Source organism: Bacillus sp. FSL K6-1145, from assembly GCF_038003425.1.
GTDB lineage: Bacteria > Bacillota > Bacilli > Bacillales > Bacillaceae > Bacillus > Bacillus pumilus.
Map to the genome: position 1 here is coordinate 3,329,136 of NZ_JBBOPC010000001.1, position 21,143 is coordinate 3,350,278.

A 21,143-nucleotide genomic window follows, 5' to 3' on the forward strand; every position below is an offset into this window, starting at 1 on the left:
TGAGCCACCTCGTTTCATATTAGCTGTTTACAAATGACCAGCCTTTGAATTTCACTTGTTCCTTCATAGATTTCACAAACTTTCGCATCACGAAAGTAACGTTGTGCTTGATAGCGATTCGTATAACCATCCATGCCGAGCAAATGGATCACTTCTGTACTGATCTCAACTGCCGTTCTTGAGGCAAATAGCTTTGCCATGGATGCTTCCTTTGTGACCGGACGATTCGCCTCTTTATAAGAAGCCGCTTGATAGACTAATAGTTTGGCTGCTTCAAGCTTCGCTGCCAAATCACCCAGCCGAATGGTCGTTTCTAGACCTGCCGGGTGCTGCTTTAAATAAGTCACTGCCTCAGTTAATGCGGCTTCTGCAATGCCGAGGCTTTGAGCCGCGATACCGATTCTCCCCGCATTTAAACTAGACATGGCTATGTGAAAGCCCTCTCCTTCTGCACCGAGCAGCTGCTGTTTTGGAATCCGCACAGCATCAAAATGAAGCGTAACGGTTTTTGACCCGTGCAGTCCCATCTTTTTCTCATCTTTTCCGATCGTAAATCCTGGTGTATCTTTCTCAACAATGAATGCCGATATATTTTTTTTCGCAGAAGCAGGATCTGTCACGGCAAAGACAAGATACAGTTCTGCTTCCCCGCCGCTTGTGATAAACATTTTTGTACCATTTAACACATAATGGTCGCCCGCCCGCTCTGCTCTTAACTGAATACTGGAGGCATCTGAGCCTGCCTTCGGTTCAGTCAGGCAAAATGCTCCCAGTTTCTGCCCAGATGCAAGCAGCGGAACATAGGATTCTTTTTGCTCATTCGTTCCAAAAGCCAAAATAGGCATCGTCACAACAGATGTATGAACGGACACAATGACACCGATGGTCGCACTCACTTTGGATAATTCATGAATGGCGATGATATACGTTGTAAAATCTGCTCCTAAGCCTTGATACGAAGCTGGTATTGGAATCCCCAGAAAGCCTTGTCGTCCCATTTCTGCTAAAAGTGTTCTTGGGAACTGACCTTGTTCCATGGCTTCCACTTCAGGGAATATACGCTGTCTTGCAAATTCTGCTGCCTGTTCTCTCCAGAGTCGCTGTTGATCCGTAAGCAAAACATCCATTTTGACTCCCCCTATGAGTGGTCGTGGTATGTGTAAAAACCTCTCTTTGTCTTTTTGCCCAGCCAGCCTGCATTCACGTATTTTTTCAAAAGAGGACAAGGTCGATATTTGCTATCCCCAAGTCCCTCATGAAGGGTATTCATAATAAATAAACATGTATCTAGTCCGATGAAATCAGCGAGACGAAGTGGCCCCATTGGGTGATTCATTCCAAGCGTCATGACACCGTCAATGCTTTCTGCATCTGCCACGCCTTCATAAAGGGTGTAAATGGCTTCATTGATCATTGGCATCAATATGCGGTTTGATACAAACCCTGGGAAGTCTTCCACTTCAATTGGGGTTTTGTTTAATGTCTTTGCTGTTTCACAAACGAGTTGATACGTGTCGTCACTCGTTTGCAGCGCTCGAATGACCTCAACGAGTTTCATGACAGGCACCGGATTCATAAAGTGCATGCCAATCACTTGCTCCGGTCTACTCGTAACAGCTGCTAATTCTGTGATCGACAAGGAGGATGTGTTTGTTGCAAATATCGTCTTCGCCTCTGCAAATTGATCGAGTGTCTCAAAGATTTGTTTTTTCACACTCATTTGTTCAGATGCAGCTTCAATCACTAAACGTGCCTGCTGCACGTCCTTTAAATCTGTAGATACGGCAAGCCGCTGCGTAATATCTCGAACTGCCTGATGGGCTAGCTTTCCTTTTTCTGCTCGTTTCGTCAGTTGTTTGGTCATGGAGGAAATGGCTCGATGAATTTGCTTTTCAGATGCATCATGCAGCAGGACTGTGTAGCCAGACTGAGCAAAAACTTGGGCAATGCCTGATCCCATTTGACCAGCTCCAACGACCATGACGGTTTCTTCTGTACTCATGACGATGAACGCCTCCCTTTTAATCTACCTTTATCATGATGGCATCTCCTTGACCGCCTCCACTGCAAATCGCCGCAATGCCAATACCGCCGCCTCTTTGTTTTAATGCATGAATCAAGGTCAATATGATCCGTGTTCCGCTTGCTCCAATGGGATGACCAAGCGCAACTGCACCACCGTTGATATTCATTTTCCGCCGGTCCAGCCCGATTATTTTTTCACATGCCAGCGCCACAGCTGAGAAGGCCTCATTGATTTCAAATAGATCAATATCCTCTAGACGCTTGCCTGTTTTCTGTAAAATTTTCTCGATAGCAAAGGCTGGTGTTTTCGGAAAATCCTTTGCCTCTACAGCTACCTGCGTATGACCAAGCACGACTGCCATTGGCATGACGTCATGCTGCTTTGCATATGTGTCTTTCATTAAAAGAAGCGCACTTGCTCCATCATTGACACCTGGTGCATTTCCAGCGGTAATGGTACCCGTTTGATCAAAAACAGGCATGAGCTTTGACAGCCGTTCATATGACGTATCACGCCGCGGGGATTCATCTTCTGTGATCAGCCGCTCTCCCGTTTTCGTCTTGACGGTGACGGGGGTGATTTCATGCTGGAAAAAGCCGTTTCTCTGCGCTTCGATCGCCCGTTCATGACTTCTTAATGCCCAAAGGTCTTGCTCTTCCCGCGTGATACCGAGCTCCTTCGCAGCCATGCTCCCATACTCACCCATATGAACGCCTGTAAACGAACAGGTTAATCCATCTAAAATCATCGCATCTTGTACCGCACCATCTCCCATTTTGTAGCCCCATCGCGCTTTTTTTAGCAAATAAGGGGCGTGTGACATGGATTCCATACCGCCCGCTACGATGACCTCCGCATCTCCAGCTCGGATGATTTGATCTGCTGTGCTCACACTGCGCATTCCTGATGCACAGACTTTATTGATGGTTTGCGTCGGAACGGACCACGGAAGATCAGCATATCTTGCTGCTTGCCTTGAAGGAATCTGACCTTGTCCTCCCTGCAAAACACTTCCCATGATGACCTCATCCACATGATGTGATCCCTGCACTCTTTCCAGCGCAGCCTTGATGGCCCTTCCGCCTAGTTTTGCGGCAGTCAACCCACTGAAAGCACCGCCTAGTTTTCCAAATGGTGTTCTTGCTCCAGATACAATGACCGTCTGACTCATGTATGTTCCCTCCCGTTTGTTACCGCTTACATATTATCTAAACAGCAGATGTACAGCGCCATGTATAAGCCGATGAACATTCTATTCATCGGCCTGTTTTGTTTACGAAACCTGCTTTCCAGCCTCGCCAAACACTGATTTTTCAAGAAGCTCTGCGACATCAAATGTACCTACCTGATCCTCTACTTCCTTTGCCTTCGTGCCATCTCCCAGCATCGTTAAGCAATAAGGACACCCTGAGCTAATGATGGACGGCTGCACCTGTAACGCCTGCTCCGTTCGGGCAGTGTTAATTCGGGTACCTGTCTCTTCTTCCATCCACATTAAGCCCCCGCCTGCACCGCAGCACATACCAGTTTCACGATGACGTTCCATTTCTCTCAGCGTCACACCAGGGATTGCTTTTAAAATGTCTCTCGGTGGATCATACACTTCGTTATATCTGCCTAGGTAGCAAGAGTCGTGGAAGGTGATGACCTCATTCACATCATGTACAGGCATTAGCTTCCCTTCTTTCACTAGCTCTGCCAGTAATTCTGTATGATGGTACACTTCTGCCTCAAGCCCGAAGTCTGGATACTCATTTTTAAATAAATTATAGGCGTGCGGATCAATCGTAACGATCTTTGTGACACCGTTTTTCTGGAATTCTTCAATGTTTTTCGCAGCAAGCTCTTGGAATAAAAATTCGTTTCCAAGCCTTCTTGGTGTATCACCAGAGTTTTTCTCCTTATTGCCTAGGATGGCAAAGGAGACTCCTGCTTCGTTGAGAAGCTTTGCAAAGGCAAGCGCAATCTTTTGGCTTCGATTGTCATATGCCCCCATTGAACCAACCCAGAATAAATAATCGAAGGTTTGATCTGCTTTTTTCAGCTCTTTTACTGTCGGCACGTGCACATCTTCTCTCAGTTCACGCCAATTTTCTCTTTCTTTCCGGTTCAATCCCCACGGGTTCCCTTGGCGCTCTATACTTGTCATGGCACGCTGTGCATCTGCATCCATTTTCCCTTCGGTCAGCACAAGATATCTGCGCATATCAATAATCTTGTCGACGTGTTCATTCATGACAGGGCATTGGTCTTCACAGTTTCGGCACGTCGTACATGCCCAAATTTCTTCCTCTGTAATGACTTCACCAATAAGAGAAGGATGATACATCGAGCTGGCAGCCGATTCCTCTGCACCTGCTCCTCTCGCCTGCAGCGCCAGCTGATTTCCTGTTGTCTGCCTGAAGGCAAGCTGCGGAACCCAAGGCGTCTTCGATGTAATGGCGGCCCCTTTATTGGTTAAATGATCTCTTAGCCTTAAAATCAAATCCATAGGAGACAGCATTTTCCCTGTACCTGTTGCTGGGCACATATTTGTGCAGCGCCCGCATTCCACACAGGCGTAAAGGTCGATCAGCTGTGACTGACGGAAGTCTTCAATTTTTCCCACACCGAAGGTCTCTTGTGTCTCATCTTCAAAATCAATTTTTTGCAGCTTGCCTGGCGGGTCTAATCTGCTGGCAAATACGTTCACCGGCCCTGCAATGAGGTGAGCATGCTTTGACTGCGGGACATACACTAAGAATGTCAGCAAAATCAGGAGATGCACCCACCATGCGACATAAAAAACGACCGTTGCCGCAAGAGGTGAAATACCGCCCAGCAAGAAAGCAACACTGGATGCGATTGGCTCAGTTGGTGATAAAGAGTGTCCATGCCAGATGATATTCATCCCGTTCCCAAGTAAAACGGTCAGCATCAAGCCGCCAATAAATAAAAGCACTAGACCGGATTTAAAGCCACGCTTTAAACGGACAAGCTTCTCCACATACCTTCTATGGAACGCCCAAACAACAGCTACTAAAATGAGAAGTGTGACTACCTCTTGGAAAAAGGTAAAGACACCGTAAAGCGGACCTAAAGGGAGTCCGCTATCTGGAACGAGTCCCTTCATAATAAAATCAAGGGCTCCGAACTGTACAAGGATAAATCCGTAGAAAAACAGCACATGAATGATGCCGCTCTTCTTGTCCTTTAACAGCTTCTTTTGCCCAAATACATTGACCCAAACACGCTCTAAGCGTTTTTTCATGTCTTGTTGGAACTCTTCTTTTTTGCCAAGACGAATGTACGCTGCTCGTGTTCGAATGAGATAAATAAACAAATACACAGCGTAAGCGGTCACCGCCGCAAATGCGATCATGTTCATGATTAAAAGGCTATTCATCTTGCTCCCCCTTTCATTCCCCAAAACCCACTTTGTTCCGTTTCCATGTTGTACCTCTATCATAAATAATGAATGAGTATTCAGTCAATATTTTTTACACGTTTGGGTACACTATTGAAATATGCAAAAAAGGAGGAAGCTTTATGATCGCATTGATCATCCTACTCGTACTCGTTATCATCGTTTGTCTCATATTGTTAGACCTTTATATGGGAAAGAAATATTTTTCTACCCGCGCTTTTGAACGATCTTTTGACCAAACAAGCGGTGATGCCGTTTTTTATCATGATGGCGAACCATTTTTTGATCAGCTGCTCACCGATATTCAGCACGCCTCTTCTTCTATTCATATGATGTTCTTTATTGTAAAGAACGACAAGATTGGTCAAAGGGTGTTACAAGCTCTCAAAGCAAAAGCGGAACAAGGGGTTTCCGTCTTTTTACTGACCGATCGATTAGGGTCCTATCCGTTTGATCAAAAGTCCATTGATATGCTGGAGAAAAGCGGCATCCAATTTTACTTTTTAAATAAGCCTCGTTTCCCTTTTTTGATATATCGGTTAAACATGAGAAATCATCGTAAAATCACGGTAATTGATGGAAAGATTGGCTATATTGGCGGGTTTAATATTGGCGATGAATATGTTGGGAAAAAGGGTCGGTTTGGCATTTGGAAGGATTATCATTTGCGCATGACGGGGCAAGTTGTCGCAGATCTCCAGCATGTGTTTTTGAATGATTTATACCGGACATCTGGTATTCATCAGCTGCAATATGAGGTTTTTCCTGCTTTGGAACCGGGAACACTACAATGCACAACACGCGCGACTGCTGGTTTTTCTTTAGAAGCTTTGTTCCTCAAAGATATTCAGCAGGCGAGGAAACAGATCATCATCTGTACACCTTACTTTATTCCATCTGCTCCTCTTCTAAGTGCACTGCTTGATGCACGAAATCGAGGCGTCACGGTTGAAATCATCATCCCAATGAAAGCAGATCATCCACTCGTCAAAGAGGCTGGATTTCATTATTTGAAGGACCTCATTGCCTCCGGCTGCCTTGTTTATCGTTTTTATAAAGGATTTTATCATGCGAAAGCCATTCTAATTGACCAGAGACGCTCTATGATCAGTACGGCAAATTTTGATAAACGCAGCTTGTTTTTAAACGAGGAAGTAGACGTCGCCATTGATGATACCGACTTTACTGCCCACGTAGAGGAAAGGATTCGCGAGCACATAGAAGTGTCTGAGCTTATGACAGAAGAGAAATTGGCACAGCGTCCGCTTCTGTCACGTCCGCTTGAATGGGTTGCCGCCATGTTCTCTTATTTTTTATAAAGGAGATGACCTATGCGTTATCGATTCGGTTATGTATCCAATGCCGTCACCTTGTGGGAGGCTTCTCCTGCCAAGTCGCTGACCTTTGCAAGATACAGTAAGCTCTCGAAGGAAGAGAGAGAAGAGGCTTTATTGCGAACAACGAAAGCCAATCTTGTGAATACATTAAGAACGCTCTATTTCGCCATCGCCCATGATATCCCGCTTTACCGTTTTTCGAGTTCGATCGTCCCGCTTGCGACCCATCCCGAGGTGCGCTGGGACTTTGTGACACCTTTCCAAAAGGAGTTTCTTGAGATTGGCGAGTTGGTGAAACGGCATGGGCTGCGTGTGAGCTTTCACCCTAATCAATTCACCTTGTTTACTAGCCCTAAGCCTTCAATCACAGAAAATGCCGTGATCGACATGACGTACCATTATCAAATGCTTGAGGCGATGAAGCTCGAAAAGGAAGGCTATATGAACATTCATGTGGGCGGTGCGTACGGTGATAAAGAATCGGCGCTTCAACGTTTTGATGAAAATATCAAACAGCTACCAGCGCATATCAAGGCGAGGATGACGCTTGAGAATGATGACAAAACGTATACGTCGTTAGAAACGCTTGGTGTATGTGAAAAGCACGGTATTCCCTTTGTTTTTGATTACCATCATCACGTGGCCAATAAAGATGACGATGCCGCGCTTGAAGACATCCTGCCAAGAATGTTCGGCACTTGGACGAGCACTGGTATTCCGCCTAAAATTCATTTATCCTCACCGAAATCAGAAAAAGCCATACGCAGTCATGCAGATGGTGTAGATATGTCCTTTGTCTTACCGCTTTTTCATGCATTAAAACCGTATGGGCGTGATGTAGATTTTATGATTGAGGCGAAGTCAAAGGATCAGGCCCTTCTTAGACTCGTCGAAGAACTGTCTGCGATAAGAGGCAACAAGCGAACCGGCGGGGGAACCATTGAGTGGAAATCATAGAGAAAGGTTTATCTCTGTGCAAACAGGGGTAACAAAGCTATTGTGAGAAAGTAATCAACAGGAGGATATGAAGATGTCTCAGATCTATTCAATCCAAATCGCTGCGAAAGCATTGAATTTACATAAGCTTATTTCTCTTTATGAAAAATGCCACCAGGCTCAACATCGTCTATATGTGTATTCTAAAAAAACAATGTGTAACATCAAGAACATCGTAGAGCTTGAAACCTTCAGGCTCACTCATTTAGAATCTGACTACTTAATTGTCGTAGAGGGAAAAAAAGCGCAAGATCTCTTGCAGCCATTTGAAAAAGAGAAGGTTTCATAAAAAAGAGCAGCCATCAGGCCGCTCTTTTGTTATATCCACTCTTTCGTTAACCACACTTGTTTTGAAGCTGCATCCATTTTCACTTGTGCCCCAATTGGCATCGTAAGCATCGGGTGTGTATGGGCACAGTCAAAATCTGCGATGAGCGGTTTCTTTGTCTCTCCAAGCACCTCAAGTAAAATCTCGTAAGGTTCTTTGCCCGTTCCCTCATCATCAAACAGCTCATGTTTCCCCAAAAGAATCCCTGATACCCGCTCAAACACTCCATTTACTTTCAATAAAGAGAAGTTTTTTTCTACAACTGAAGCGGTTTTCATACAATCTTCAATGAGGAGAATGTCTCCTGTTTGGATCGCTGGCATGAATCCACTGCCCCATATGCCGTACATTGCATTCAGGTTTCCACCGATCAACCTGCCTTCTACCTGTCCTTCTATGACGCACAGCCAATCGTTCGGACGCTGCCCTTTATCACGCGTCTTTTCTTCCCAATTGATTCGTTCATCCGTCCAAAAGGGTGGTTTTTTGATCTGATAAGGAATGGATTGAGGCTGCATCAGGATGTCTTCGAAGGACTGATATGTATAAGCAACGAACGGTTCAAACTCCCCAAAAGATGGAACAAGCGCCGGTCCGTAGAATACAGGCAGTCCCGTTTTTTCGTAAGCGGCTAAAAGAATCGCTGTCGCATCTGAATAACCGATCATGATTTTCGGATGTTGTTTCAGCAGCTCAAAATCAAGATAAGGCAGCAAACTATTTGAATTTGTCCCGCCAATCATTGACATGACGCACGCCAAGTCCTCTCGAGCCATTAGCTCATTCAACTCATTGGCTCGTTCTTGAATTGTACCTGAACGGTAGTGATCCTCTTTCCCTGTTAATGATCCTGGTACCACAAAGAATCCTTTTTGCTCAAGCCACTTCTTCGCCCGCTCATACCTAAGAGGCGAGGTCGCTGATGCAGGACTTGAAGGTGAAAAAATACCGATCTTATCGCCTTTTTGTAATCGCTGAAGCCCCTTCATTCCATCAGATCCTTCCTACACGAGTTTTTTCTATCCTAACAAAAAAAGACCCTTATCAAAAGGGCTTTATCTTTCTTTTTAATGACCAAACTGCGCTTCGTGTAGTCTGCTATATACGCCGCCCATTTGAATTAAATCTTGGTGGCGGCCTTGTTCTTCAATACCTTCCTCTGTCACGACAATGATACGATCGGCGTGTTTAATTGTTGCAAGGCGGTGGGCAATGACGAGTGTCGTCCTGCCGACAGCTAGTTCGCTCAGTGCATCCTGTATGGCTTTTTCTGTTTCTGTATCAAGTGCTGATGTGGCTTCATCTAGAATGAGAATGGACGGGTTTTTCAGGAACATCCGTGCAATTGATAGACGCTGCTTTTGACCGCCTGACAGTTTGACGCCGCGCTCACCTATCACGGTATTTAACCCTTCTGGGAAACGCTGAACGAGTTCCTCTAAATGCGCACTTCTTACAGCCTCCCAAATCTCTGCATCGCTGGCTTCTAAGTTCCCGTACGCAATGTTTTCACGAATGGTGCCTGAGAATAAAAAGACATCCTGCTGCACAATACCGATCTGCTGCCTTAAAGAAGACAATGTCATCGACTTTGTGCTTATACCATCAATCGTGATCTCCCCTTCATCCACATCATAAAAACGAGGCAGCAGACTGCAAATTGTTGATTTCCCCGCTCCTGAAGGGCCGACAAACGCAACCGTCTCTCCTTGTTTGATCTTTAAATCGATATTCTTTAACACATGACTGTGTTCATCGTAGCCAAATGTTACGTTTCGATATTCAATTTCACCTTTCAATCCGTGTACATCACGTGCTCCCTCTGTATCCTTCACATCCGGCTCTGTGTCTAGCAAATCGACATAGCTTTTAAAGCCCGCAATGCCTTTCGGATACATTTCAATGACCGTGTTGATTTTATCAATCGGTCTAAATAAAACATTTGTGATCAGAACAAATGCGATAAAGCCACCTGCCGTTAATTGACCTTGCAGGACAAACCATGTACCTGCGAGAAGGACAAACAGTGTCACAAGACGTGTGAGAATATAGCTGATCGATCCATTGACCGACATAATTTTATAAGAAAGAAGCTTCGCCTTACGAAAACGGTTGTTGTTTTCCGCAAAACGCTTTTTCTCGAAATGTTCATTGGCAAAAGCTTGAACAAGACGAATGCCCCCGATATTGTTTTCAACCCTCGCATGAAAGTCTCCAATGTCATTGTTGAGCTGTGTAATCGCCTTCGTCATCTTTTTATTAAAATGTAGGGCGAGCCAAATGATGACAGGCATGATGAGGAAGGTTAAAATGGCCAGCTGCCAGTTAATCATCAGCATGACTGCAAAGGCACCGAGAATTGTCATAATCGCTATAAACAAATCTTCAGGACCGTGATGCGCCACTTCTCCAATGTACATGAGGTCGTTTGTCATCCGTGACATGAGCTTCCCCGTTTTGTTGTTGTCAAAGAATTTAAAGGATAGTCGCTGAAAGTGATCAAACAGCTTTTTCCTCATATCTGTTTCAATATTGATGCCAAGCATATGCCCCCAATACGACACAATAAATTGCATAACCGAGCTGAGGGCATAAATGACAAACAGCGCAAGTGCCGTCCAGACAATGACTGTCCAGTTCCCTGTTGGCAACAATGTATCAATGAAGTAGTTCACGATAAGCGGGAAACCCAGTTCCATCAATCCAACGGCGACAGCGCAAAAGAAATCTAAAAAGAACAGACCTCGATAGGGCCTGTAATAGGCGAAAAAGCGTTTTAACATATGTAAAAGAACCTCATTTCCTCTATAATTGATAATCATTTTCAATTATAGAGGAATCCTCTTCAAAATACTAGATTAGGAAATGATTTCTTTGACTAGAAATCCTCATAGAACGCCAGAAAACAACCGAGCAAACGATTCCTTTAATCGCTCTTTTAAGCCTCTTTTATAAAAATGAACAGGTCCCATTTGCTCACATTCTTTCATATCTTCTTCATAATGTGCCATCAGCTGCTCAATAGGCTTTTTCGCGGCCGTAAAGACATTGACCTCAAAATTGAGCTGAAAGCTTCTCATATCCACATTTGCGGTACCGACAGAGGCAAGTTCTCCATCTGCAATCATCACTTTTTGATGCATGAAGCCCTTTTGATAGTGATACACCTTGATGCCCTCTTTTAGGAGCTCAGAAAAATAGGACCGTGTGGCGTATTGTGTGAGAAAGCCATCATTGATCTCCGGAACCATCACCCGGACATCCACCCCTCTTGTCGCAGCAATTTTCAATGCCGTACGAAGGGATTCATTTGGGACAAAATAAGGTGTCGCAATCCAGACAAATTGTTTCGCATTTGAGATGAGTGCATCATATAAATCACTCATACTTTCTTTCATATCGGGTCCAGTTGGTACAACCTGAATGACATCCTCTCCCGTCACAGGATGCGGAGTATGATATTTCGGATCATCAATTAATACTTCATCTGAAACATACTCCCAGTCGAGCATAAACACAGAGTGAAGGGTTTGGACAGCCTCACCCTTTAACATCGTATGCGTATCACGCCAAAAACCGATATTTTCATCACGTCCGACATATTCTTTTCCGACATTTAACCCGCCGACAAATCCTGTCTTCCCATCAATGATCACGATTTTTCGGTGATTGCGGAAATTGATTTTTTGATTAAAGAAACCATATTTTAAAGGCAGAAAAGGAGCGACCTTGACTCCTGCCTGCTTCAAGCGTTTAATATCTTTTCGGGAGAAGCGAATGCTGCCAGCCGCATCATAGATGAAGCGAACCTCTACCCCTTCTTTCACTTTTTCTATCAAAATCTCCATCATCCGGTGCCCGAGGAAATCCGATTTGAACATGTAGTATTCTATATGGATGAACGATTTTGCCTTTTTTAATTCTTCAAAAATACGGGGAAACGTCTCCTCCCCATTTTTTAAAATGTCCATATCACTATTTGTGTTCACATGCATGCCTGTTGCTTTTTCTGTGTAATGAAAAAAAGTCCGCTGATTTTCGGTTAGACTTGATTCATCCGGCTTGCTCTCAAGCTCAGATATTCTGCGTAGTTTTTCACGGTTGTACATTCTTTTTGATTTGAATAAATGACCTTTCACATAGAGCTGTCCCGAGAACAAATAAAACATATAGCCAATGATCGGGAAAAAGATTAGCACATACATCCATAAGAGTGTGTGCTGTGATGTACGGTTCTCTAGCATGAGCGAGATGATACTAAATAAAATAATGGCCAGATAAACTGCTGCGTACAGCTGAACACTCCACGCTGGAACCGGCCACCAATACACCACATATGCCCCGAATATCATAAAATATAAAAATAAAAATTCCAGTCTCCTCTTTTTCACATTCTTCGCCCTCATTCTGTCTTTTTCTTTTCCATACCCTTTGCACAGCTTGTATGAAACGCACGGTCCACCTCTTTCTTCTAGCTTTTACAGACTTGGACCATTTGATCCGATATAATGGATAAATATGTGATGGAAAGGAAGATTTGTTTATGCATACACCACCTCCTTTAAAAAAAGACAGTCATCTTCGTGTCATTGCCCCAAGCCGAAGTGCCAGCATTTTATCAAAAGAAGGAATCGCTCAAGCAAAAAAGCGTTTAGAGATGTTAGGCTTCACTGTCTCCTTTGGACAGCACGCATTTGAATGTGATCTTCATTCCTCATCATCTATTGAACACCGCTTGTCTGATCTGCATGAGGCGTTCACAAATGATGAAGTTGACGGTATTTTGACTGCCATTGGAGGCTTCAATTGCAATGAACTCTTGCCTTATATTGATTACGACTTGATTCGTCAGCATCCTAAAGTTCTTTGCGGCTACAGTGATATTACCGCACTCGCAAGTGCTATTACTGCCAAATGTGAGATGGTGACATACTCTGGACCCCATTTCTCCAGCTTTCAAATGGAACAGGGACAAGAGGAGCAGACCGCTATGTTTCAAGCCTGCTTGATGAATGGTAGTGAGTCTTTTAATGTGAATCCTTCGACAAAGTGGAGTGATGATGCGTGGTATCTTGATCAAGCGAACAGACAGTTTCATCCGACGAAATGGGGAATATATCAAGAGGGAACAGCCGAAGGTACCTTGTATGGCGGTAACCTTTGTACACTGAACTTACTGCAAGGGACGTCGTTTATGCCTCATATTAAGGATGCCATCTTATTTGTGGAGGATGATGATTTGGTTTTCCCTGAAATGTTCGCCAGAGACCTCACATCCCTCTTACAGCATGCAGAATCCATTAAAGGGCTGATCATCGGACGCTTTCAGAAGAAATCCAAGATGACAGAGGAACATTTGAGATTCATCCTAGATAAGCACCCAATGCTCAAACACATTCCAGTGATCTACGATGTCGATATCGGACATACACAGCCGGTCTTCACCTTACCGATTGGCGGAAACGTTCAGCTAGCGTGTGAAAATGGAGACGTGAAGCTGCGTATTCATTCATAACTAATAAAAGCCAAAAAGCACCCGAATATGTGGTGCTTTTTTCTATGCCACCAACTTTTTTAAAAATTTTTTAGAAAAAGTGATCCAACCCTCCATCCCCTTCGTTAAGTAGATGTAAAAAGAAAAGAGAGGAGGCAAAAACATGTTTTCTGATGTACTTAGTCAATTATTTGATTCTATTTCTAACATTATTAATACGCTTGGGTAATGTTCAACATCCGCTGTCTCTAGTAGATTGCGGATGTTTTTATTTAACATATTCTGAATGGAGTCAATTTAAATAATTATAAGGAACCTTGTTTGATTATCATCAATTCAAAAGACCTTTTATGAACTTGTTTCTACAAATCCAATTGGATGTTATGATCTATTAAAGGAATATATTAACTATATGAAGGAGATATAATGATAAAACGTTTGATTGGTTTGTTTTTTATTACTCTTTGTATTGTTGGATTAAGCTTCACTTCAAAAACTCTCACCCTTTCTGAAGAGGAATTAGATGAAAAGGTCATCCACGTATTGGACTCATTATGGGAAGAGCATGCATTGTTTAACTATCAAATTATCAAGACTGATCCCACAATTTCCATCGGCATCGATACTTCAAAAGATATGGCAAGTTTGCAATCTGTCTTAGAAAAGAAACTTCCTAAACAAGCATTAGAGGATTATGAAATTGAGATTTTTCAGAGAAATAAAAGTGATTTAAAAGCTGATTGATGAAAAACACGAAGAAACCCACTCTCGTTCCGAGCGGGTTTCTTCGTGTTCTTACATCTTTTCCGGTGCCGATACGCCAATGAGTTTTAATGCATTCGCAAGCGTAATTTGTGTTGCTTTCATGAGTGAAAGACGTGCTGTTGTTTTTGTTTCGTTTTCTACATCAATGACCTTCTCGGCATTGTAGAAGCTGTGAAGGGCTGATGCAAGGTCATAAATATAGTTTGTCACACGGTGCGGAATACGCTTTTCAGCTGCTTCTGCTACAACTTCTGGGAAGCTACCAATGATTTTGAGAAGATCGTATTCTTTTTCCGATTGAATGTGAGAGAAATCTGCTTTTTCAAGGTTTGGCTCGTAGCCTTTTTCTTCCCCTTGACGCAGCATGCTGCAAATTCTCGCATGGGCATATTGTGCGTAGTACACAGGGTTTTCGTTAGACGTAGAAATCGCTAAGTCTAGGTCAAAGTCCATATGTGTCGCCGCACTTCTCATCGCGAAGAAATAACGAGTGGCATCTAGGCCTACTTCTTCAATCAGATCACGCATGGTGACGGCTTTTCCTGTACGTTTACTCATCTTCATCTTTTCACCGTTTTTGTATAGGTGAACGAGCTGAATGATTTCTACTTCAAGCTTGCCAGCAGGATATCCAAGTGCTTGAATCGCCGCTTTCATTCGAGGGATATAGCCGTGATGGTCCGCTCCCCAAATGTTAATGAGCTGATCAAAGCCTCTGTCTAATTTGTCTTTATGATATGCGATATCTGGAAGCAAGTAAGTGAAGCTTCCGTCTTTTTTAATGAGCACGCGGTCCTTGTCATCGCCAAAATCAGTTGAACGCAGCCACGTTGCGCCGTCTTCTTCAAAGACATAGCCTTTAGCGCGAAGAGTTTCCAGCGCTGGTTCGATTTTTCCGTTTTCATATAAAGAGGTTTCTGAATACCATACATCAAATGGGACACGAAAATTCTCAAGGTCTACACGTAATTTCTCTAACTCATATTTTAAGCCGTATTCACGGAAGAACATCATACGCTCTTCTTCTGGCTCATGCACGAAACGGTCACCAAATTCATCTGCCAGCTTTTGCCCGATGCCTTTGATGTCTTCTCCTCTATAACCGTCTTCAGGCATCTCTTTTTCAAGACCGAGCGCCTCAAAGTAACGTACCTCTACAGATAAAGCGAGGTTATTGATCTGATTGCCTGCATCGTTGATATAGTATTCACGGCTCACCTCGAACCCTGCTTTATCAAGGATGTTGCAAAGAGAATCACCTACAGCTGCTCCGCGGGCATGTCCAAGGTGAAGGTCACCTGTTGGGTTGGCTGAGACGAATTCAACTTGCACCTTTTGGCCGCCGCCTGTATTCGTTTCACCATATGCCTCTTTTGCTTCAAGGACAGCTGGGATCAGCTTTGTTAAATACTGATTGTTCATATAAATATTAATGAACCCTGGACCTGCGATATCCAGTTTTTCAATAGAAGCTTTCCCTTTATCAAACGCTTTGACAATGTCCTCTGCGATTTGACGAGGTGCTTTTTTTGCAATGCGGGCAAGCTGCATCGCCATGTTGGTGGAGTAATCACCGTGAGTTTTATCTTTCGGCACTTCTAAAAGGACATCTGGTACCTGGCTTTCATCAGCAAGTCCTGCTTTGACGACTGCCGCAATAATTTCTTCCTTTAACGCATCTTTGACCTGTTCTGCGATATTCATGAACGTAAATCCTCCTTATACGAAATGGATAATGTATGTAAATGCTTTTGATCTTCCCCTGTCAGCATATCGTACGTAATGTGCAGCAGTCCCTTGTCCACATCGAGATCAATGCCATGTGTGTGTACATCAAGCTGTAGTGTACCGAATGGCATCGTGTAATGTGTGACGGTCGTTTCTCCAATGAGAAAGCGCTGCTTCATTTGAATGGCCCCTGATCTCATGACAAAAATTTCTTTTTCACTCATTTTCACAACGGTTTTTACTTGACCCATTTCATGTTCTTCATGGTAAGTGAGATACGTTTTGTCATTCTTTTCTTGATACGTTCCAGTCGTGCGGAATTCGATCGTTTCAGCCGGCTCCGTCTCTGGTTTCATCACTGACTTTACATGAATTGAAATTTGGTTTTGTGTCATTTTGCACTTCCTTTGCTAAGACCCGTTTAACTAAAATAGTATACCATATTCATGATCGCCTATCATACCATCATTTCTTTTCTTCACTGCGATTAAACTTCGTTTTTGATCTTACACCATCACTTTAGAAAAAAAGAAACAGGAAACTCACTAATACCACCAATCCAGCCTTTACGCCCATGTCTTTTCTTTTGATTAAATAAAAAAGAGCTTGTACGCCTGAACTTGCCAAAAATGCCTGAAAAAAATCAAATGGCACGATCTGTGCTCGCTTAAATACCACCTGCATGAATAACGCAATGGCCGTCAGATAGAAAAAGCCTCGATCTTGAAACAGCCCCAACATCTCTTCCTTTGCTTCCTTTTTCGAAGAAAAAACGGGCGGCGCAGCTGCGAGCTCTCGTTTCAGCGTGAGAAAACCCGCCGCTAACACACAAAAGGCGAGAAGCACCATCAATATAGAAGAAAACATGAACTGCCTCCTTTATTTTTTGATCCATGTAAAAAAAGAGCTTGTCCACATGAGATGACAAGCTCCTCTATCAAGGTGTTATTTCACAAATCCAAGCAGCATTTCGCGTAAAAGCTTGCTCGCTGTATTCGCTGTTTGGTCGGAATGATCGTATACAGGTGCTACCTCTACAAGGTCTGCACCGACTACTTGAACCTCAGATCCTGCAATGGCATGAATGGATGCAAGCAACTCTTTTGATGTAATACCGCCAGCATCCACCGTGCCTGTACCAGGTGCATGAGCTGGGTCGAGTACATCAATGTCGATCGTCACATAAACTGGACGCCCCTTCAGCTTTGGCAATACTTGCTTCAACGGCTCCAGCACTTCAAATTTAGAAATGTGCATGCCCGCTTCTTTTGCCCATTCAAATTCTTCCTTCATCCCAGAACGAATCCCAAAAGAGAACACATTCTCAGGTCCAATGAGTCCTGCTACTTTACGAATCGGGGTAGAATGAGACAGAGGCTCACCCTCGTATTCCTCACGAAGATCCGTATGTGCGTCCATATGGATAATCGCCAAATCAGGATATTTCTTATGCATCGCGCGGAAAACCGGCCAAGACACAAGATGCTCGCCGCCCATTCCTAATGGAAACTTCCCTTTTTCTAAAATGCTGTCGACATACTCTTCAATTAAGTCCAAGCTTTTCTGAGCATTTCCAAAAGGAAGCGGAATGTCACCGGCATCAAAGAATGGTACTTCGTGCAGCTCACGATCTAAATAAGGACTGTATTCTTCTAATCCAATCGAAACTTCACGAATACGGTTTGGACCAAAACGTGAGCCTGGTCTATAACTGACGGTCCAATCCATCGGCATACCGTATAAAATGACTTTTGCATCTTCCCATGTCGGATGACTTCCAATAAACACTTTTCCTGAATAAGCCTCGTCGAATCTCATGCAAGATTCCTCCTTTTACGCTTCAAAAAATGCGCAAACTGTTATTTGCGCATTTCCTCTTCGCTTCATTTATTTGATTAAGTCGCTCACAAATTTCGGCAGAACGAATGCTGCTTTGTGCAATTCTTTTGTGTAATATTTAGTGTCAATATCAAAGAAACGGCTGTCTTCTACAGCAAGTGGATCATATTTTTTTGAACCGATGGTAAATGTCCAAAGACCACTTGGATACGTTGGAATATTTGCTGTGTAAAGCTTCGTGATTGGGAAAATCTCTTTCACATCACGCTGTACATTTGTAATCAGCTCAGGTGTGAACCAAGGGTTGTCCGTTTGTGCCACGAAAATACCGTCTTCTTTGAGTGCTTTTGAAATTCCTGCGTAAAATCCTTTAGAGAACAGGTTCACAGCTGGTCCAACTGGTTCAGTTGAGTCCACCATGATAACATCGTACTCATTGTCAGCTTCAGCAATATGCATAAAGCCGTCCCCAACTTTGACATCTACACGAGGATCGTCTAGTTTCCCAGCAATCGAAGGAAGGAATTTTTTCGAGTATTCGATGACTTTGCCATCAATATCAACAAGTGTCGCTTTTTTCACACTTGGATGCTTCAGGATTTCACGAATGACACCGCCGTCTCCTCCACCTACGACAAGAACATTTTCTGGGTTTGGATGAGTGAAAAGAGGAACATGTGCCACCATTTCGTGGTATACAAACTCATCTTTCTCAGACGTCATCACCATACCGTCTAAAAACAGCATATTGCCAAACTCTTCTGTTTCCACCATTTCTAAATGCTGAAAATCTGTTTGTTCTGTGTGAAGGGTTTTGTTCACCTTCAAAGTAATACCAAAATTCTTCGTTTGCTTCTCTGTATACCAAAGTTCGCTCATTGTCCATCTTCCTCTCATCCAATAATAAACAAACATCTATTGTTAGCGCCTTTAACGGCTATGACTATATCGATTGTCCAAGAAAAAAGTATAGTGGATTCATATCAAATTGTAAAGAACCGCATGAGTTCTCTTCAATTTTAATGCACGCTCTTGCAATCATTTGTTTAAAACGGTTTTCTTTGTTCCATACTGATAAAAAACCGTCAAAATGGGGGCTTTGCATGGACACAATCATGAGTAATAAAAAAATCCGCATGACCGTGAAAACGATTCGAGCCTGTTTTTTTATTGGCTTGCTCGCTTTTCTATTTGCAGGCACTGTCTTTTTGACGATTCTTTTAATAGCCAAATGGCAAGGCGCCCCTTCTGTTCAAGTTCCCCAATCTACGACGATTTATGCAGCCAATGGTTCAAAGCTTGGAGAATCCAGCTTTGGAGAAAAGAGATATTGGGTGCCCTTAAAGGACATGTCCCCTCATATCAGGCAGGCAGCTGTAGCTGTTGAGGATAAAACCTTTTATGAGCATCATGGCTTTGATGTGAAACGGATGGCGGGTGCTGCAGTGGCTGATATTCGTGCCATGGCTAAGGTACAAGGCGCAAGCACGATCACCCAGCAATATGCACGAAATCTGTATTTAGATCATGATAAAACGTGGAAGCGAAAATGGAATGAAGCCTTTTACACGATTCGCTTAGAGCAAAACTATACAAAAGATGAGATTTTAGAAGGATACTTGAACACCATTTATTATGGCCATGGAGCTTATGGCGTGGAAGCGGCGTCCCGTCTGTATTTCGGGAAAAAAGCGAAGAATTTAACTCTCGCTGAATCTGCCTTACTTGCCGGTATCCCAAAGGGCCCTTCTCTCTACTCCCCTTATGTGAATGAAGAGAAAGCCGGCGCAAGAAAGAATATGATTCTGAGGCACATGCAAGAGGACGGCATGCTTACGAAAAAGGCAGCCGCTGAAGCCGCGAAAGAAAAACTGTCCTATCGCCCTTTGCAAAAGAAGCAGCTGCAAGCAAAGCAAGCTCCTTATTTTTATGATGATGTGATTCGTGAGTTGAAACAAAGCTTGGGGTTAACTGAGGAACAGATCGAAACTTATGGCCTTCATATCCAAACGACTTTAAATCCAGAATTACAGAAAATGGCTGAGAAGACGTTGAAAAGCACAATCTATTCGAAATCAGATATCCAAATCGGCTTTACTGCTATCCATCCCCAAACAGGTCATGTACTCGCCCTCATCGGGGGAAGAGATTATGAGAAAAGTCCATTCAACCGAGTGACACAAGCGAAAAGACAGCCCGGTTCAACAATGAAACCTCTTCTCTATTACATTGCCTTGCAAAATGGGTTTACACCAGCAACCGTCATGCGCAGTGAAGAAACGGTTTTTGAGCTCGATGATCAAGGAAGCGGTGCTGCTTATTCACCAAGCAATTACCATGGCTATTACGCAAATGATGGCATTACGATGCTTCAAGCCTTGGCGCTGTCTGATAATATTTATGCCGTGAAAACCCATCTATTTTTAGGAATGGAACAGCTTGTACGTGCGGGCAAAACATTTGGCATCAACGAAAAACTAGATCAGGTGCCATCACTTGCCCTAGGCACGTCTCCTGTCAAACCAATTGAAATGACCAATGCTTACGCAATGCTTGTCAATGGCGGAAAACGAGTCAAACCCACCTTTATTACAAAAGTAACGGATGCTAAAGGCAACGTGCTTTTTGAAGAAAAACAAAAACGAGAGCAAGTCCTAGATGAAAAGGCAGCCTTTGTCACCACCGACATGATGTCAGGAATGTTCAATGATCAGTTAAACGGCTATACGAGTGTCACAGGCCGCACCATTATGAAGGATCTCACGCGAACATACGGAGGAAAATCGGGAACGACAGGAGCCGACAGCTGGATGATCGGCTTCTCTCCCCAGCTCGTCACAGGTGTGTGGACAGGCTATGATAAAGGGCGTACCATTGACTCGGTCGAAGAAACAGCCTATGCAAAAAAGATATGGGCATCTTTTATGGAATCAGCCCTCTCCAAACAGCCAGCCTCCTCCTTCATGCCGCCAGACGGCGTAAAAGGTGTGTATATCAATCCAAAAACCGGCGATCTCGCAGGCCCAGGATGTGAATCAAAGGTATTCACCTATTTTATAGAAGGAACGGAGCCGACAGGTGTGTGCTACGGTGCTGAGGATAAATCATCTAAGCAAGATCCAGTTCAAGATCAAAAGCCAAAGAAATGGTGGGAAAAGTGGCTGAAACGTTAAAAAAAGACATGAAAAACCCCGAGATTTACATCTCGGGATTCTCCATGTCCT

General features: G+C 43.6%; 18 protein-coding genes. 6 read left to right on the forward strand and 12 right to left on the reverse strand.

The window, feature by feature from the left end:
• Positions 1-14 precede the first annotated feature (14 nt).
• From MHH41_RS16945 to MHH41_RS16960, 4 genes are all read right to left on the reverse strand, one after another.
• Positions 15-1,127 carry an acyl-CoA dehydrogenase family protein gene (locus tag MHH41_RS16945; protein ID WP_137054270.1) on the reverse strand — a complete coding sequence of 371 codons (1,113 nt, stop codon included), beginning with the start codon at positions 1,125-1,127 and terminating at the stop codon, positions 15-17.
• An 11-nt stretch (positions 1,128-1,138) separates the two neighbouring features.
• Positions 1,139-2,002, reverse strand: a complete 864-nt coding sequence (locus MHH41_RS16950) for a 3-hydroxybutyryl-CoA dehydrogenase (protein ID WP_003214728.1) — start codon at positions 2,000-2,002, stop codon at positions 1,139-1,141.
• A gap of 19 nt (positions 2,003-2,021) precedes the next feature.
• Positions 2,022-3,197: an acetyl-CoA C-acetyltransferase gene (locus MHH41_RS16955; RefSeq protein ID WP_340866579.1), complete on the reverse strand. Its 1,176-nt coding sequence runs from the start codon at positions 3,195-3,197 to the stop codon at positions 2,022-2,024.
• A gap of 102 nt (positions 3,198-3,299) precedes the next feature.
• Positions 3,300-5,411, reverse strand: coding sequence for a heterodisulfide reductase-related iron-sulfur binding cluster (locus MHH41_RS16960; protein ID WP_340866580.1), 2,112 nt, complete (start codon positions 5,409-5,411; stop codon positions 3,300-3,302).
• A gap of 143 nt (positions 5,412-5,554) precedes the next feature.
• Here MHH41_RS16960 and cls (MHH41_RS16965) point away from each other — a divergent pair, with 143 nt between their 5' ends.
• The 3 genes from cls (MHH41_RS16965) to MHH41_RS16975 all read left to right on the forward strand — a co-directional run bounded on the left by cls (MHH41_RS16965) (position 5,555) and on the right by MHH41_RS16975 (position 8,054).
• A complete protein-coding gene (cls, locus tag MHH41_RS16965) occupies positions 5,555-6,751 on the forward strand; it encodes a cardiolipin synthase (protein ID WP_340866581.1) in 1,197 nt (398 codons plus the stop codon).
• Between the two features lie 12 nt (positions 6,752-6,763).
• On the forward strand, positions 6,764-7,726 hold the full coding sequence (gene uvsE / locus MHH41_RS16970) for a UV DNA damage repair endonuclease UvsE (RefSeq protein WP_340866582.1): 963 nt from the start codon (positions 6,764-6,766) through the stop codon (positions 7,724-7,726).
• 73 nt (positions 7,727-7,799) lie between these two features.
• A complete protein-coding gene (locus MHH41_RS16975) occupies positions 7,800-8,054 on the forward strand; it encodes a hypothetical protein (RefSeq protein ID WP_003215306.1) in 255 nt (84 codons plus the stop codon).
• Positions 8,055-8,083: 29 nt separating this feature from the next.
• Here MHH41_RS16975 and MHH41_RS16980 read toward each other — a convergent pair whose 3' ends face one another.
• From MHH41_RS16980 to cls (MHH41_RS16990), 3 genes are all read right to left on the reverse strand, one after another.
• Entirely contained in the window at positions 8,084-9,082 is a 999-nt protein-coding gene (locus MHH41_RS16980) for a S66 family peptidase (protein WP_340866583.1), read from the reverse strand.
• Positions 9,083-9,160: 78 nt separating this feature from the next.
• Positions 9,161-10,876 (reverse strand): ABC transporter ATP-binding protein, encoded by a 1,716-nt coding sequence (locus MHH41_RS16985; protein ID WP_050944708.1) that lies wholly within the window; start codon positions 10,874-10,876, stop codon positions 9,161-9,163.
• Positions 10,877-10,981: 105 nt separating this feature from the next.
• Entirely contained in the window at positions 10,982-12,484 is a 1,503-nt protein-coding gene (gene cls / locus MHH41_RS16990) for a cardiolipin synthase (RefSeq protein ID WP_284907440.1), read from the reverse strand.
• 152 nt (positions 12,485-12,636) lie between these two features.
• Between cls (MHH41_RS16990) and MHH41_RS16995 the strand changes: the two genes are divergently transcribed.
• Positions 12,637-13,608, forward strand: coding sequence for a S66 family peptidase (locus MHH41_RS16995; RefSeq protein ID WP_340866584.1), 972 nt, complete (start codon positions 12,637-12,639; stop codon positions 13,606-13,608).
• A 405-nt stretch (positions 13,609-14,013) separates the two neighbouring features.
• Positions 14,014-14,331 carry a hypothetical protein gene (locus MHH41_RS17000; protein ID WP_003215379.1) on the forward strand — a complete coding sequence of 106 codons (318 nt, stop codon included), beginning with the start codon at positions 14,014-14,016 and terminating at the stop codon, positions 14,329-14,331.
• A 51-nt stretch (positions 14,332-14,382) separates the two neighbouring features.
• Here MHH41_RS17000 and argS read toward each other — a convergent pair whose 3' ends face one another.
• The 5 genes from argS to speE all read right to left on the reverse strand — a co-directional run bounded on the left by argS (position 14,383) and on the right by speE (position 18,798).
• Positions 14,383-16,056: an arginine--tRNA ligase gene (gene argS, locus MHH41_RS17005; RefSeq protein ID WP_050944459.1), complete on the reverse strand. Its 1,674-nt coding sequence runs from the start codon at positions 16,054-16,056 to the stop codon at positions 14,383-14,385.
• Complete coding sequence (locus tag MHH41_RS17010) at positions 16,053-16,475, reverse strand: DUF1934 domain-containing protein (RefSeq protein ID WP_003215400.1); 423 nt, start codon at positions 16,473-16,475, stop codon at positions 16,053-16,055. Before MHH41_RS17010 ends, argS begins: the two co-directional genes overlap by 4 nt.
• A 124-nt stretch (positions 16,476-16,599) precedes the next feature.
• Positions 16,600-16,947, reverse strand: coding sequence for a hypothetical protein (locus tag MHH41_RS17015; RefSeq protein ID WP_340866585.1), 348 nt, complete (start codon positions 16,945-16,947; stop codon positions 16,600-16,602).
• Positions 16,948-17,025: 78 nt separating this feature from the next.
• The gene (gene speB / locus MHH41_RS17020) at positions 17,026-17,898 is read right to left on the reverse strand and encodes an agmatinase (RefSeq protein ID WP_003214818.1); all 873 of its coding nucleotides are present in this window, start codon (positions 17,896-17,898) and stop codon (positions 17,026-17,028) included.
• Positions 17,899-17,967: 69 nt separating this feature from the next.
• Complete coding sequence (speE, locus tag MHH41_RS17025; RefSeq protein ID WP_003214614.1) at positions 17,968-18,798, reverse strand: spermidine synthase; 831 nt, start codon at positions 18,796-18,798, stop codon at positions 17,968-17,970.
• Between the two features lie 224 nt (positions 18,799-19,022).
• Here speE and MHH41_RS17030 point away from each other — a divergent pair, with 224 nt between their 5' ends.
• On the forward strand, positions 19,023-21,092 hold the full coding sequence (locus MHH41_RS17030; RefSeq protein WP_340866586.1) for a transglycosylase domain-containing protein: 2,070 nt from the start codon (positions 19,023-19,025) through the stop codon (positions 21,090-21,092).
• The last annotated feature ends 51 nt before the right edge of the window (positions 21,093-21,143 follow it).